This window comes from Streptomyces kryoterrae, assembly GCF_054072135.1.
The window spans coordinates 5488501-5502815 of sequence record NZ_CM133358.1 but is presented as its reverse complement, the minus strand read 5'-3'; the positions used below and the strand labels follow the sequence as shown (position 1 = coordinate 5502815).

Below are 14315 nucleotides of genomic sequence, written 5' to 3'. Positions count from 1 at the left end.
TCAAGGCCGGGACACATCCCCGATGGGTGATGATGTTGCGGTGAGTCTGGACCTGAGTAACTACGAACTCCTCTGGCCCGCACCGCTGTTCGTGTCCGAGGGGGAGCGCGTGCTCCGGTCCACGGGCTCCTGGCAGGCCCGAGCGACATTGCTCATGACGGAGGCCCTGGCCGGCACAACCGCAGTGGCCGACTTCGAGGACCTGCCCGACCACACCGCGCCGACAGCCGATCCATGGGCAACCACCGCCACCGGCTGGGGCGCCAAACGGGCCGTGATGGATCAGCACGACTGGTTCACGGAGCTCATCAACCGGGCGACCGAGCTCAGGTACGCGGCCACGCCCCGGCCGTACTGGCCGCAGCGCCGCGGCAGCGGGCTCGCCCACGACGGGAGTACGGCGCGGGACACTCGGCATGACTTCGCGCGGCTCATCGGCGAGTTGGCCGACAAGGGCTACCTGGTTGAGGTGTTCGGCGAGGAATGCGTCGACGATCACAGCGAGTTGCCCGACGCTTCCGAGGCGATCGAAAGGCGCCTGGGCATCCCGGATCTATGGCCTCTGGCGCCGGAGACGTGGGACGAAGATGCCTTCTACGGACTGATCGAGGTGTTCCACGACCTCGTAAGCCGGCCTCGCATACGGCACTACCACTCCTACAGCGGTTGCGGATGGCACCACTCGGAGTTCCACAACGGCCCGGCACGCGTCCTGTACCGGTGGAAGGTCAACCAGCTGCTGCGCGAGGCTGGCATCGAGTACGAACTCGCCGCGGAAGGCGAGGACCTCGGGCGTCTGGTCGCCGTCACTGACGATGCTCGCAGCGAACTGGTACACCGCGCTCTCAACGACAGCCCACCCGACACAACCGCCGGCGTTCGCCACGCCATCGCGCTCTTCCGAGGGCGTGATACGTCGGCTGAGAGCAAGAGATCAGCGATCTTCAACCTCGCCCGCATCCTTGAGGAACGTCGTGCCCTGATCAAAGAGCACCTCCACAAAAAGGACGAAGGCGCCCTGTTCCAGATCGCCAACAGCTTCGACCTGCGACACAGCAATGCCAGTCAGCAACGCGAGTACGACGAAGCGTTCCTCGACTGGATCTTCTGGTGGTACCTGTCCACGGTGGAGCTGACCAACCGACTCATCGCCTCCCGCAGCCTGGGGGTAGAAACTGACCGCCCCTTCTAAGAGGGCACATTCAGGTCACATGACCGTCATTCACTTCGTCGTATGCCCAGGGCCCGACCGGACGGGGGCGCCTCCCGGCCCCCGTGCTCGTACGCCGACCGCAGACGGTTCTTCGCGGGAGGCACCGCGTCGGCGGCGGGTAACACCGGGCGCAGGGCCGGAGCCACGGCACCGACCTCGTTCGCCTGGTCACCCGTGTAGGACCGGCGAGAACCTCCGCCCGTAATCCCCGGTTCACCTCGCCAGTGGCAACGATCATGGATACGGTTAACGTCCTACGATCAGATCCTCGGGTGCCGATTCCTGTGGGGGGATGTTATGGGGAAGCGTCGCGGCTTTTTTGCGGAGCTGAACTACCAGGCACAGCAAGCGGAGAAGCGTCGGCGCCAGCAAGAGGTCGCTGGCCATCGTGCTCATCTTGCGGCGCAGCGCCAAGCAGAGCGAGCCACGAAGGCGTACGAGCGCGCGCAATTGGCGGCGGCACGATCCTCTGCCGCGGAGAGGAAAGCCGCAGAGCGTGAAGCCGCGCGGCTCCACGTGGAGTCCAGGCTCGCTGAGGTCGAGTCGATGAACGCCAGCCTGGCCGGCGATCTCGCCGACATCGACGGTCTGCTCACATGGACCCTGGACATGGACGACTACGTCGATCTCGCATCCCTGAAGATCTCGGCGGTCGAGCATCCTCCATTCACGCCCGGTCGCATGGCTGTCCCGGCGCCCAGTGTTCCGGAGCCGACCTACGAGCCCGAGCCCGTGTACGAGGAGCCGGCCGCACCCGGCGGCCTTTCTGCCATGCTCGGCGGCAAGAAGCGGCACCAACAGGCTATCGAGGGGGCTCGGACCGCCTTTGCGGACGCGCATCGCCACTGGGAGCGCGCCAAGGACGCCGCTCACAGCAGCTACGTCAAGAAGGCAGCCCAGCGCGAAAAGTCGGAAGCCAAGCGCGTGGCGGAACTGTCGGCCGCTGAGGAGAAGTACAAGCAGGAATGTGAGAAGCGCGAGGCTGACGCATCAGCTCACAATGCGGAGGTCGCCAAGCTCATCAACGACCTTGCCTTCGATGTCGAGTCCGCCATCCAGGAGTACGTCGGCATCGTCCTGTCCAACTCGGTCTACCCCGAGGTCTTCCCGGTCGAGCACGACCATGTATTCAATCTCGCGTCCCGCGAACTCTCGCTCAAGGTCAGCGTTCCGGAGCCTTCATCCATACCCGCGGTGAAGGCGTACCGGTACGTGAAGGCGAAGGATGAGATCGCTTCGACAAACCTGCCCGTTCGCGAAAAGAAGGAGCGGTACGCGAACGCGGTCTGGCAGGTCGCGGTTCGCAGTCTGCATGAAGTCTTCGAAGCCGACCGCGCCGGAAAAGTGCACTCGATCGCGCTGGCGGTCGGCGTCGACACGGTCGACCCCGCCACGGGTCGGCCTGCCACTGTTCCTCTGGTCATCGTGGCGGCGGACCGCGAGACCTTCAACAGCTTCGATCTGGCCAAAGTGGTCCCCCAGGCCACCTTGCAGCACCTCGGTGCTGCGATGTCGAAGTCGCCATTCGACCTGGTCCCGGCGGACACAAGCCGCGGCGTCCGCGTTCGGGGAGAGTGATCATGCGGTTCAACCCACCCCCAGGGTGGCCCACACCGCCCGAAGGCTGGACGCCCCCGCCAGGATGGAACCCTGACCCGGCCTGGCCGGCCCCACCACCTGGCTGGCACCTCTTCGTGCCCGACGACGAGTCCGAACCGGACGCCGACGCCGACAAGTCCGTGACCGGGCAGACCACCGGGATCCCTCCCACGGACCCGGCGCAGCAGGCATCGGGAAGGCGGCAGGACCCCGCCTCAGCCGTTCCACCGACTCCGCCACCGCACCGAGGAGTCGACCCCGCGTCACTGCTGGCCCGCATCGCCGACCTCGAAGCGGCGCTCGCCACCGCACAGGGTGGCGCCGACCTGATCGATCTCAGCGATCAGCGTGCCCTGCAGGATGTGGGCATCTATCGCTACCACCATCCCTTGGAGAACGCGGCGGCCTACAAGGACCGATTGCGTAGTCTCGAAGACAAGATCGGCGAAACCGTCAAGAGCAGTCGCGCGATCCTCGCAGCCGACATGTTCACCTTCGACGGTTCTCTGGCCCGGGGACGGAAGCTGGTCGGCGATCTGTCCAAGCTGATGCTGCGGGCCTACAACGCCGAGGCCGACAACTGCGTTCGCTCGCTGCGGTCGGGGAACGTGCGCACTGCGCTGAAACGGCTGGAGTCGGCGGTCACCGCGATCGAGAGGCTCGGGGCGATCATGGAGATGCGGATCAACCCCGAATATCACGCGCTGCGTGTCACCGAGATCGAGCTGACCGCCGACTTCCAGATAAAAATGCAGGAAGAGCGCGAACACGCCCGCCACGAGCGCCAGGTTCTCCGCGAACAGCGCCAGGCCGAGAAGGAGTTGGCCGCCGAGAAGGAACGGCTTGAGAAGGAACGAGCGCACTACGTCAGCGCCCTGGCATCACTCCGCGCCAAGGGCGACGACGCCGCCGTCACGGAACTCTCCAGCCGCCTCGCCGACATCGAGAAGGCCATCGCAGCCAACGACTACCGCATCGCGAACATCCGTGCCGGTTACGTGTACGTCATCTCCAACATCGGTGCGTTCGGTCCGAACATTGTCAAGATCGGTATGACCCGCCGCCTCGATCCGATGGACCGCGTCCGGGAACTCGGCGACGCTTCCGTGCCGTTCCGGTACGACGTCCACGCCTTGTTCTTCTCCGAGGACGCCGTGACTCTGGAGTCCCAACTCCACAAGGCGTTCGCCGGCAGACGCGTCAACTTCGTCAATCAGCGGCGCGAGTTCTTCTTCGCCACACCGTCCGAAGTCCGGGCACTACTGGCGGACAAAGTGGGCGGCCTACTCGAGTTCACGGAGGAACCCACGGCTCTTGAGTATTTCCAGAGTCGCAACCGCTGGCCGCAGAAGAGCTGAACGCGGGTCCCGCAGAACAGCCCCTGTCCGCGTGGTTCGTTAACCTTTTGGAAGGGCTCTGCGCGATGTCGTCGAGGACTCCGTCGACACGGCCGCAGAGATTCAACGGGCTGTCGCTGATCCCACCTCGCAGAGGGGCGGCCAGAAGGGAAGGTTCGTCACCGACCCTTCAGAGCTGATCGCCGAGTTCCGCAGCGCCTTCAGCCGAATGGTGGCCTCCGTCGCCAGTCCGGCCAAGTCGCAACCCTTCCCACAGCGTCGGGGCTGTAGCTGGCGTAGAACTGCGAGCCCGTGTGAGGGAACGATCTGGCTACCGTCGCCCGGTCAGCGAACGGACGTTCTCCAGCAAGGCGTGGAGCAAGAACGGTGGCTCCGTAGCGGCCGTTCGAGTCGTTTCCAGATATGTCGCCGCGTTCTTCCCGTCGATGCCCTCGCCGGCACGAACGAGTTCCTGCCTGCGCTCCTCCCAGGTCGGCCAGTGCTGGTCGAGGTGGGTCTCCAGGGTGTCCTCGAACACGGTGTAGCGGCCGGTCGAGTCGTCGGCGGGCTGGGGATTGGGCATCGCACCCAGGTACCGGAGAAGATTCGCGTTCTTGGTCTGGTTGTTCCGTGCCTGGCGCTCGAACTCCTGCTCCTTGTCCTGCCGTTGCTGGGGGATGAGGTGTTGCACCGACGCCCGCTTACGCTCCTCCATGCCGGCGTCGCCGTCGAACACGACGTAGCAGGGCACGCCCAGGGCGCTGAAGAGTGCGTCAGAGATCATGAGGTTGTCCTTGCCGTGGACCTCAATGACGCTGATGCCCTCCGCGCCCAGGTTGATCCCTGACCGGTCCGCGCAACCGGTGATCACTCCTTCGTCCCCGCGCCCCTCGACAAGCACCACGGCATGGGCGAAGAAGCCCTCCGCCAGCGAGCCGCTCAGCGTGCCCTCGGTCCTGCTCCTGATCACCTTCTTGTCGACGAGCCCGTCCAAGGCCCCGCACAGGTCCTCCTCCGTGGCCTGCCACACTTCGGTGACGGGGTGCCCCTCGCCGGCAGCGCGGCCCAGGCGCCGAATCTGGTGATACCCCTTCGGGTCGATGAAGACCGGGTTGTGGGTGGCGTACATGACCTGAGTACGCGCCTGCGGCGAGGTGGCCACCAGTTCGCGGAGCACCTTCGCGAAGGTCCGCGCCTGAGGCGGGTGCTGGAAAAGCTCGGGCTCCTCGATGGCCAGGCACAGCGTCCGCATGCCGTCGGCCGAACGCCTGCGGTCGGCGAGGTACTTCAGCGCCGCGATGATCAGGGCGCGCTGGAAGCCGTGTCCTTGCCGGTGCACCGAGGTATGGGCAGCACCGTCCCGGATGCTCACCTGGAAGGTGGTTCGGGCGGGCCTCGGAGCCTGCACCGTGGGGGTCACGACCACCTCGCGTCCGGTGGTGAACTTGGCGACCTCCGTCGAGAGCGCGGCCGACACCTCGTCCAGCACGGGGCCGTACACCTTGCTGTGCACTTCCTGCCGGGCCAGATGGGCGTTCTCCTCGATCTCGCCGAGCTGCTCGTTGGCCTGTGAGCGGTCCACAGCGTGGTCGAGGATGCGGCCGAGCGCGGTCGCCTTCTGATCGTCGGCCTCCTCGTACGCCCGCAGATCAGCGGAGACGAACACGAAGTCGATCAGCTGGGCGAGCCTGCTCTGCCCGGCGAAGCCGAAGAAGTGCGTGTCCTCGACCTCGGCCTCGGTGAGACGGTCGCGATTGGCCAACTCCCACGTGCGCATCGCCTCCAGGACCTTGTCCTTGGTCCCGGCGGCCGACAGCTCCAGGCTCGTGTCGTTCTCCCTCAACTGGTCATAGGAACGCCGCAGTTCCATGGCCTTCTCGTTCTTGCGCACCTCCTCGAACGGCCCGTACGCGAGCGCCTTGCCCGTGATCTTGTCCTCGCCGTTCTGCCAGGTACGCCAGATGCTCACGCTCGCGACGCCGTCGGGCGCGTACCGCCCGAGAGTCTGGCGATCGTGATCGGTGAGTGCATCGAACTCCACCTCCACGGAGATACGGCCGCCCCCGGCCGCCGAGTGGATGTCATCGTCGCTCAGGGCGACACCCTTCTCGCCGTTGAAGAACCAGTCGAGCGCACGCAGCACGGTGGACTTGCCGACCCCGGTCGGCCCGATGAAGGAGGTGATGTCCTCGAAGGGCACGTCCACCTTGTGCAGACAGCAGAAGTTCTCGATGCGAACGCGTTTGATCTTCACGGTCGTCCTGTGCGCTTGAGGCGGGAGGGGCATATGAGTGCCCACGTGACGATCGTGACGCTAGCAGCGCGCCTGACAGTCCATCAGTTGTTTTCCCCTGATAGGTGATTCATCAGAATCGAGCGCCGTTCCTGCCATGAAGTCCCGCGACGATCACCGATATCCATAAGGAGTACACCGGCATAGCCTCCTCCCCTGCCTCGCCCTCGGCCCAGGCTCCAACGACACTCGATCGGGACTCCGACCCACTCGACTCAAAACCTCACTACGATCACCGGCCATGGACTGGCTCGGGCGGATCGCGAAGCTCAGGCAGTGGACCAGGAGCGGGACGCGCGCCCCGCACAAGCCGCTGTTGCTCCTGCACGCCCTCGGCCGGTTCCAGCAGGACGCCGACAGCGAACTCCGCTACAGCACGGTGGAGAAGGACCTGCAGAGTCTGCTGACCGAGTACGGCCCGCCCAACAGGACAACGCCCGCCTACCCCTTCCACCACCTCGTCAGCGACGGCGTGTGGGAAGTGCGTACCGACCTCGGGCCCGGCAGCCCCGGGACCGGGGTACGAGTTCTCCGGGAGACGGGCGCCACCGGCCGCCTCGCACCGGAACTCCGAACCGCCCTGCGCGGCGAACCCGAACTGCTGGGGCGGATGGCGCGGTTACTGCTCGACCTGCACTTCCCGCCCTCGCTTCACAGCGAGTTGTGCGAAGCCGTCGGCCTGGAACTGGAGCCGGCGGAGACCGGGCACCTCGTGCCCGCGCGCAGACAGCGGGACCGGCGCATGCGCGAACTGGTCCTCACCGCCTACGAGTACCGGTGCGCCTTCTGCGGCTACGACGGCAGGATCGGCACGGTCCCGGTCGGGCTGGAAGCCGCACACGTACGCTGGTGGGCCTTCGGCGGCCCGGACGACGTCGACAACGGGCTGTGCCTCTGCTCGCTGCACCACAAGCTCTTCGACAAGGGCGTCCTCGGAGTCGACGACGGCCACCGCATACTCGTCTCCCAGCACTTCGTCGGCCACAGCCCCGCCGCCCGCGAACACGTCGTCGCCCTCGCGGGCCGTCCGCTCATCGGCCCGCAGCAAGGCGTACGCCCTGTCGCAGCCGACCACCGCGCCTGGCACACCAGCCAGGTCTTCCACGCCACGCCCCGCCACTGCGGCCTGACCGGATGACCGACACCTCCTCTCGATCCCCCTCCCTGAAGTCCGCCCGCTCTTCCGCCTCGGCGGTGTCCACCCCGAGCAGGCCCGCATCGCTGGAGCCTCTCCGACCCCTCTCCGGCGGGCCTTGCGTGAAACGTGCCTGAATACTCTGAGTGACTATTCGCCCCGGTCTGGCAAGGCTGACGCCTCAGCCTCGTTCATGATCGGCCGGGTTTGCGGTCACCGTTGCTGGTCTCGGTGCCTGTGTCGGCGTAGGTGGGGTCTTCTTGGCAGCGGGCGGCGCTGGTGGCGTTCTGGGTGAGGAGGAGGTGAGTCAGGATGCGAAGCGACAACGCGCCCACTCATGACACCGCTGGCACCGGCCAAACCGTCACTATCCGTGACGCTTGGATCGCGGCAGAAGAGTGCACGGCTTTGTCGCCGGTTTTCTGTTTGCGGGTCAGTTCATTCAGCCGTAGGACGAGCTGGGCTCGTCGATGAACCGGCCGTCGGTCGCCGGCGCGACCGAGCCGTCCCCCGCGTGCACCAAAGCCTGGTAGGGCAGATGCAGCCCTGCGCCGCTGTGATCCCAGCCGAACACCGTGCCCGAGCGGAGGAGTCGCCGTTATCGTCGACCGGTGATCGGCAACCTTGAGACGTTCCAGGATGAGCTGGCCGCCAGCGGGTTTCCGCCGCTGGTCAACAAGCTGGCCGGGGCCGGCTTCCGGGGCCGGGTCGCCACCTGCGACCTCGGGCCGCTGCGGCTGGTCTCCCTCGACACGCCCGAGAGCGCCTGTATCGGGCGGGAGCGCGACGCCGCCGACAGCGAGAACCTGGCGGTCAAGGTAATGACCCGGGGCCGGACGCGGATCGAGCAGGGACGCGGCGACGCCGAACTCGGGCCGGCCGACCTGGTGCTGCTCGATCCCACGCGTACGCTCCGGTTCGAAAGCACCGCCGCGGCGCACGTCACTATCCTGGTTCCGCGCCGGGAGCTTCGGATCCGGCCCGCGCAGATCGACCGGCTCGTCGGCGTACGCATCGACGGCAGGCACGGTCCGGGCGCTCTCGTCTCCGTGCTGGCCCGGGAGTTGGCGCGGTCGGCGACCGAGTTCCGCGAGGCGGAGGCGCTGCGGTCGGCGGCGGCCGTCGTCGAGCTGATCGCCGTCGCCCTGGAGGCCCGGCTCGGCGACGAGCAACCGGTCCCGGACGAGTGGCTGCGGAACCGGATCGCCGGCTACATCGAGGCCCGGCTGGCCGATCCCGATCTTTCCCCGCCCGGCATCGCCGCCGCCCACCACGTCTCCGTACGCCGGCTGCACAAGCTGTTCGAGGACCAGCCGCTCACCGTCGCGGCCCTGATCCGGCGTCGCCGCCTGGAACGCTGCCGGGCCGAGCTGACCGGAAGCGGACGTACGGTCACCGCCGTGGCCGCCCGGTGGGGGTTCTCCGATCCCACCCATTTCAGCAAGCTCTTCAAGGCGACGTACGGCTACAACGCCCGTGCACTGGTTACCAGCAACCGTGCGCAGACGACCAAGACGCGCACGGCCGGCCCGGAACAGGATGGTGGTGACCAAGGCAGGCAATAGCAATGGGAGAAGTCGTGGCGAAGGTAAACATCGTCCGCCCCGGTGAGGGCGAGATCCTCGGCAGCGGGGCGCAGCAGATCCGCATCCTGGAGAACGGCGAGCACACCGACCACCGGCTGGGGTTCGCCGAGGTCACCATTCCGCCGGGCACCCCGAGCCCGTTGCAGCATCGCCACGCCCAGCATGACGAGGGCTTCTACGTGCTGGCGGGAACGTTCCGGTTCACCGTCGGCGAGGACCGATACGACGCCGGGCCGGGCACCTGGGTCATCGTGCCGACCGGGGCGCCGCACACGTTCGCCAACGTCGGCGACGAGAACGCGGTCATGCTTAACACGTTCACGCCGGACCTGTATGTGCAGTACTTCCGCGACTTCAAGGCCATGATCGATTCCGGGCAGCCGGTCAACGCCGAGACCATGCAACCGCTCTGGAAGAACTACGCCACCGAGATCTCGAACGAATACGCCTCGTGAAGCGCCTTCAGTACGACCGCTACGGCGGCCCGGAGGTGATGCGGCTCGCTGAGTTCGAGCCACCACGCCCGGGTCCGGATGAGGTTCTCGTCCGCGTCCGGGCGGCGGCTTCCAATGCGCTGGACTGGAAGATGCGCAACGGCGAGATGAAGCTGTTGACCGGTTGCCCTTTTCCCCGGGCGATGGGGCACGACGTCGCCGGAGTTGTCGAGGTGGTCGGCGCCGGCGTTACCCGCCTGAAGGCCGGCGACGCGGTACTCGGCGGGGCTCGGTTCCGGCAGGCGGGGGCGTTCGCCGAGATGGTGACGGTCCCGGAGAAGGCGGTCGTGCTCGAACCGGTGGACCTTTCGTACGAGCAGGCCGCCGCGCTGCCGACTGTGGGCGTGACCGCCTACCAGGCCACGGCGGAGGTCCGGCCCGGGCCGGCGGTCTTCGTCAACGGGTGCCTGGGCGGGGTGGGCCGGGCCGCCGTCCAGTTCGCCCGGGCGCGGGGAGCCTCGGTCGCCGGCAGCTGCCGCGACACCGCGACCGACGAGGTCCGCGAGCTCGGCGTCGACACGACCACCTGATCAGCCTGCAGCTGGGCGGGGACCCAAACGACTACCGCAACTTGTGGGTGGAGCCGGCCGACCCCGGTCACAAGAAGGGCTCCGGGGTCAACAGCGCGAAGGATCCGGTGGAGACGAAACTTCACACCGCAATCTGTAAGAGCCAGGTCACCCTCGCCGCCGCACAGCAGGCCATCGTCACCGACTGGACCACGGCCCTGAGCAGCCTTCACCTCGGCTGAACAGGCAGGCCGCGGTCACCGCGTGCCGGATCTTTCGAAGGCCGAAGGGGGTGCCCCTCCCACCGACGCACGCCAGTCGCTTCGTGTCGGTGACTGGGTCGGCCCGGCTCAGGGTCCGGCGCCGGGCAGCCTCCAGCGCGGTGCGGTTTGCGGCCGACGGCGTCTGGGGCGTACGCAGAGGCGTCTCGGAGTCTGCCGGGGCAGCGGATGCGTCGGGGACTGGTGTGGCGGTGGGGGCGGCGGCGGACCCCTTTCGGGCCGCACTGGAGGTGGGGGCGTTCGTCATGGCATGCCTTGCGGGGGTCAGGTCCGGCGGAGCGCGTCCAGATGGTCATGGGCGGGGCAACGGCCGCGCTCTGTGTAGCGCTCGGCGAAATCGGTCAGGACATGCCGCAGGACCGCCGGGGTGCCGGGAACGGCGAGGGCGCTGTCGGCCGCGGCAAAGCAGGCGCGGGCGGCCTTGGCGAGGTCCTGGTCGTCGAGGCCGGTGCGGGCCGCCCGCAGCCAGACGTCGTGGGAGGGGACGGGCCGCTGCGGGTCCGGGCAGAGTGGCTCGGTTGCCGCGTAGGCGGCATCGGCCACCACCGGGTCGTTCAGGAGCGTCGCGGCCAGCACAGTCGGCACGACCCAGTCGTCGCCGTTCTGCGCGTCGGTCATCCGCAACTCCAGCCAGCCGCGCGGTCTGACCGGCGGGAACAGAGTGCTGAGGTGGTAGTCCAGGTCGGCCAGGGTCGGCGGCCGCAGCCCGGGTACGCCCCGCAGCCAGGCGCGGAAGGTCAAGCCGGAGGGCGCGGACCAGTCCCCGTTGAGGTCGCCCGGTATGCACATCACCTGCGCGTCGAGCGCGTAGCGGGTCCAGGCCACACGTGGGTCGGAGTGGTATCGGGGCGGGCGGGTACGACCGGCATCCATCCGGGACCAGACGTCCTGCCGGCTGGACAGCCACCCGGTGGGCCACCCGTCCTGTATCGGGGAGTTGGCGAAGGCGGCGACGAGCACGGGACCGATACGGTGGGCGAGTTCCCAGCGGGAGCGGTAGCCGCCGACGCCGCGGGAGTCCTCGCCGGAGTCCAGGTTGATCTGTATGGATGCGGTGCGGCGCATCATGTCGCGGCCCCAGGGGCCCTCGCGGTCGAAGAAGCTCTCCATGGCCCGGTAGCGGGGGTGGTCGAGCACGCGAGGTGGTTCGCGATAGGGGTCGAGGCCCCGGCCGACGAGTGTCAGATCGGCCTGCTCGACTGCCGTGCGCAGTACGGCGAGATCCGCGGTCATCATCTCGGCGCACGCGCCGAGCGTGAGGGCCGGCGGGGAACTCAGCTCCAGTTGGCCGCCCGGCTCACGGGTGAGCCTGCTGCCGCCGGGCAGGGCGCCTGCCACCTCGATCGACGCGAGGGCGGCGTTCAGCCGGTCGACGGATATCGGCAGCCGAGGGTTGTGGCGGTCCTGGACCAGCCACTCCGTCTCCACCCCGATCCGCTCAGGGGGGCCGGTCTTGAAACACACGCCGAGCACATACGCCTCCGCCTCTTCCAGGGTCAGTTCGGTCATTTCTGTCCTCCTCTCACACAATCTGGTGCGGGTCAGGTGGGTGTCGGTCCGGGCGCAGGGGTGGAGTGGCGTGTCGAGGGGGAAACCGCTCCACCCCCGCGCGGGGCCGTCAGTTGGAGACGGCCCCGGAGGTGATCTCAACGTGCTCGGGGTAGAAGGCGACGCGGCCGGTGATCGCCCCCCGGCCTCGAACGGCTCCTCGTGGAACCACACCGCGTCCGCGGTCTTCTTCTCGGGGGTGGCGAGGCTGTAGTAGGACGCCTCGCCCTTGTACGGGCGGTAGGTGTGGGAGTCTGTCCGCTCCAGAAGTGCCTGGTCGGCATCGGCCAGGGGGATGTAATGAACGGCCGGACAGCCGGCCTCGGTCAGCGTGACGGCAGAGGTCGTCTCGGCGACGACCTTCCTGCCGTCCCGAGTGACCACCCGGATCAGACTGGAGTTCTCGACGACCTCAATGTGGTGGTCCGGCCCAGGGATCCTTCGTGGTGGCGGTGGTCGCCGCGTCGTTCAGACGGCGAGGCGACCACCGTCGGCCACGATCACCTGGCCGGTGACAAAGCTCGCGCGCTCGCTCGCCACGAACGCGATGACCTCGGCGAGTTCCTCGGGCGTGGCGTTGCGCTTGAGCGGGTTGACCTCGGACCAGGTCGTGAACTGGTCGGCGCCGATGAAGTCCACCACGTTGTCGCTGTTCACGTTCCCAGGGGCCACCGCGTTGACGCGTATGCCGTACCGGCCCCACTCCGCGGCCCAACTGCGGGTGAAGGATTCGACGGCCGCCTTCTGCGCTCCATACGTCGCCATGTGCGGCATGGCGATCGCGGCGGCGATACTGCTGATGTTGATGATGTTGCCGCCGCCCCGCTCGATCATCCCCCGGACGAGTCGTGTGCTGAGGACGAAGGTGGCGCGCACGTTGGTGTCCCATGACTCCGCGTTGGCTTCGCTGTCCTGGTCGAGGGTCGGCTTGATGCTGGCCCTGTAGCTTGCCGCGTTGTTGACCAGCACGTCGATTTCACCCGCCTCCTCGGCCAACCGCTCGACGTCGGCGAGATCGCTCAGATCGGCGAGGACGAACCGGGCCTTTCCTCCGCCGGCGGTGATGTCGTCCACCACCTCGGCCCCGCGCTCAGCGTTGCGGCCGGTGATCACCACCGACGCCCCGTCGCGTGCGAACACGTGCGCCGTCGCGGCGCCGATACCTCCTCGCGACCCCGCACCCGTGATCAGCACGCTCTTGCCCTCGAAATCCATGGTGTGCTCCTCAAAAAGAAAAAATGTCTGACGGCGCGCGCCGAGATCGGGCGGCAGCTTCCCTCCTGCCCTGGTGGCCGCGCCGTGCGTGCACCACGGTAGGACCGGCCTGACATAGAGGCAAATAGTGGCAACGTATACTCTGCATTGACATCTCCTATGTCATGTCGAAGGTTGGATTTCGAATGAACCTGCGCCAGTACGAATACGCCCTGGCCGTCGCCGACGAGGGCTCCATGACAGCGGCAGCGGAACGTCTGCAGGTCACTCAGCCCTCTCTGTCGCAGCAGATCGGCACCTTGGAGAAGCACCTCGGGGTGCAGCTGTTCACCCGCACCCCGAGCGGGGTGACGGTGACGGTGGCAGGGCGGGCCTTCCTCGCGGAGGCGGAAATCGCGACGACCGCATCCCGGCGCGCCGTCATGGCCGCACGCGCCGCCGACGGGGAACTGGCGGGCGAACTCATCATGGCTGTCCACATGGGCCTGGGAGCACGCCAGTTGCCCCAGGTGTTGGGGCAACTGCGCAACCGCCACCCGAAGCTGCAGGTGACTCTCCACGAGGAGCCCGATCCCACGGACATGGAACGACTGGTCCGCCAGGGAACCCTCGACATGATCCTCGTGCACCGCTTCCCCGCCGGGTGCACCTTCGACATCCACCCTTTGGGCGAGGAAGCCTACGTCGCCGTCCTGCCCAAGGGGCACCCGCTTCTCTCCGACGGCGCCGCCCTGCGCCTGGAAGACCTGGCGTCAGAGGGATGGATCCGGTTCCGGCGCGCCAGCCTGCTCGACGACTACCTCGCCCGCCTGCTCGCCGACGCCGGCCTCAGCCCGCACACGGTGGCCCGAGCGTCACAGATCTCCACCGCGGTGCGGCTCGTGGCGCAGGGCCTGGGCGTCACCGTGGTCCCGGCCTCGGCCGTCCCCGAAGGCTTCGAAGAACTGGCCTGCCCCCTACTGCCCTCCCTGACCGAGCCCGTCCTCGTCGGTGTACGGCGCAATCCGGGTGCGGCAGAGGCGGCCATGCTCGACCATCTCCACCAGCAGAACTGGTGCGGCGCAGGGCTTCTCTGCCAGTAGGACTCCGTTAGGGGGACCGGGAC

The 14315-nt window shown here is 67.6% G+C and carries 12 protein-coding genes and 2 pseudogenes; 9 read left to right on the top strand and 5 right to left on the bottom strand.

Going from position 1 to position 14315, the window contains the following annotated elements; all coding sequences use genetic code 11:
• Positions 1–22 precede the first annotated feature (22 nt).
• The 3 genes from ACW4TU_RS24155 to ACW4TU_RS24145 all read left to right on the top strand — a co-directional run bounded on the left by ACW4TU_RS24155 (position 23) and on the right by ACW4TU_RS24145 (position 4170).
• On the top strand, positions 23–1192 hold the full coding sequence (locus ACW4TU_RS24155) for a hypothetical protein (RefSeq protein WP_457416841.1): 1170 nt from the start codon (positions 23–25) through the stop codon (positions 1190–1192).
• Between the two features lie 318 nt (positions 1193–1510).
• Positions 1511–2791, top strand: a complete 1281-nt coding sequence (locus ACW4TU_RS24150; RefSeq protein ID WP_457416839.1) for a hypothetical protein — start codon at positions 1511–1513, stop codon at positions 2789–2791.
• 116 nt (positions 2792–2907) lie between these two features.
• Positions 2908–4170: an SNIPE associated domain-containing protein gene (locus tag ACW4TU_RS24145; RefSeq protein WP_457416837.1), complete on the top strand. Its 1263-nt coding sequence runs from the start codon at positions 2908–2910 to the stop codon at positions 4168–4170.
• A gap of 310 nt (positions 4171–4480) precedes the next feature.
• Here ACW4TU_RS24145 and ACW4TU_RS24140 read toward each other — a convergent pair whose 3' ends face one another.
• Entirely contained in the window at positions 4481–6403 is a 1923-nt protein-coding gene (locus ACW4TU_RS24140; RefSeq protein WP_457416835.1) for an AAA family ATPase, read from the bottom strand.
• A gap of 280 nt (positions 6404–6683) precedes the next feature.
• Between ACW4TU_RS24140 and ACW4TU_RS24135 the strand changes: the two genes are divergently transcribed.
• A complete protein-coding gene (locus ACW4TU_RS24135) occupies positions 6684–7580 on the top strand; it encodes a phosphorothioated DNA-binding restriction endonuclease (protein WP_457416833.1) in 897 nt (298 codons plus the stop codon).
• A 439-nt stretch (positions 7581–8019) separates the two neighbouring features.
• On the opposite strand, the gene ACW4TU_RS24130 is transcribed toward ACW4TU_RS24135, so the two are convergent.
• Entirely contained in the window at positions 8020–8151 is a 132-nt protein-coding gene (locus ACW4TU_RS24130; RefSeq protein WP_457416831.1) for a hypothetical protein, read from the bottom strand.
• A 37-nt stretch (positions 8152–8188) separates the two neighbouring features.
• On the opposite strand from ACW4TU_RS24130, the gene ACW4TU_RS24125 reads away from it, so the two are divergent.
• The 4 genes and pseudogenes from ACW4TU_RS24125 to ACW4TU_RS24110 form a co-directional block, all read left to right on the top strand.
• Positions 8189–9142: an AraC-like ligand-binding domain-containing protein gene (locus ACW4TU_RS24125; protein ID WP_457416829.1), complete on the top strand. Its 954-nt coding sequence runs from the start codon at positions 8189–8191 to the stop codon at positions 9140–9142.
• A gap of 14 nt (positions 9143–9156) precedes the next feature.
• A complete protein-coding gene (locus tag ACW4TU_RS24120) occupies positions 9157–9618 on the top strand; it encodes a cupin domain-containing protein (protein ID WP_457416827.1) in 462 nt (153 codons plus the stop codon).
• A 38-nt stretch (positions 9619–9656) separates the two neighbouring features.
• Positions 9657–10187: an NAD(P)-dependent alcohol dehydrogenase gene (locus tag ACW4TU_RS24115; protein ID WP_457430276.1), complete on the top strand. Its 531-nt coding sequence runs from the start codon at positions 9657–9659 to the stop codon at positions 10185–10187.
• Positions 10175–10408, top strand: a pseudogene (locus ACW4TU_RS24110) (hypothetical protein); the annotation flags it as partial. The gene ACW4TU_RS24115 and the pseudogene ACW4TU_RS24110, both read left to right, overlap by 13 nt.
• A gap of 303 nt (positions 10409–10711) precedes the next feature.
• Here the strand turns inward: ACW4TU_RS24110 and egtA are convergent.
• From egtA to ACW4TU_RS24095, 3 genes and pseudogenes are all read right to left on the bottom strand, one after another.
• Positions 10712–11956, bottom strand: a complete 1245-nt coding sequence (gene egtA, locus ACW4TU_RS24105) for an ergothioneine biosynthesis glutamate--cysteine ligase EgtA (protein ID WP_457430274.1) — start codon at positions 11954–11956, stop codon at positions 10712–10714.
• A 243-nt stretch (positions 11957–12199) separates the two neighbouring features.
• Positions 12200–12379 (bottom strand): annotated as a pseudogene (locus ACW4TU_RS24100) (DUF427 domain-containing protein); the annotation flags it as partial.
• Positions 12380–12463: 84 nt separating this feature from the next.
• Positions 12464–13210: an SDR family NAD(P)-dependent oxidoreductase gene (locus ACW4TU_RS24095; protein ID WP_457416825.1), complete on the bottom strand. Its 747-nt coding sequence runs from the start codon at positions 13208–13210 to the stop codon at positions 12464–12466.
• Between the two features lie 185 nt (positions 13211–13395).
• Here ACW4TU_RS24095 and ACW4TU_RS24090 point away from each other — a divergent pair, with 185 nt between their 5' ends.
• Positions 13396–14292 (top strand): LysR family transcriptional regulator, encoded by an 897-nt coding sequence (locus ACW4TU_RS24090; protein ID WP_457416823.1) that lies wholly within the window; start codon positions 13396–13398, stop codon positions 14290–14292.
• The last annotated feature ends 23 nt before the right edge of the window (positions 14293–14315 follow it).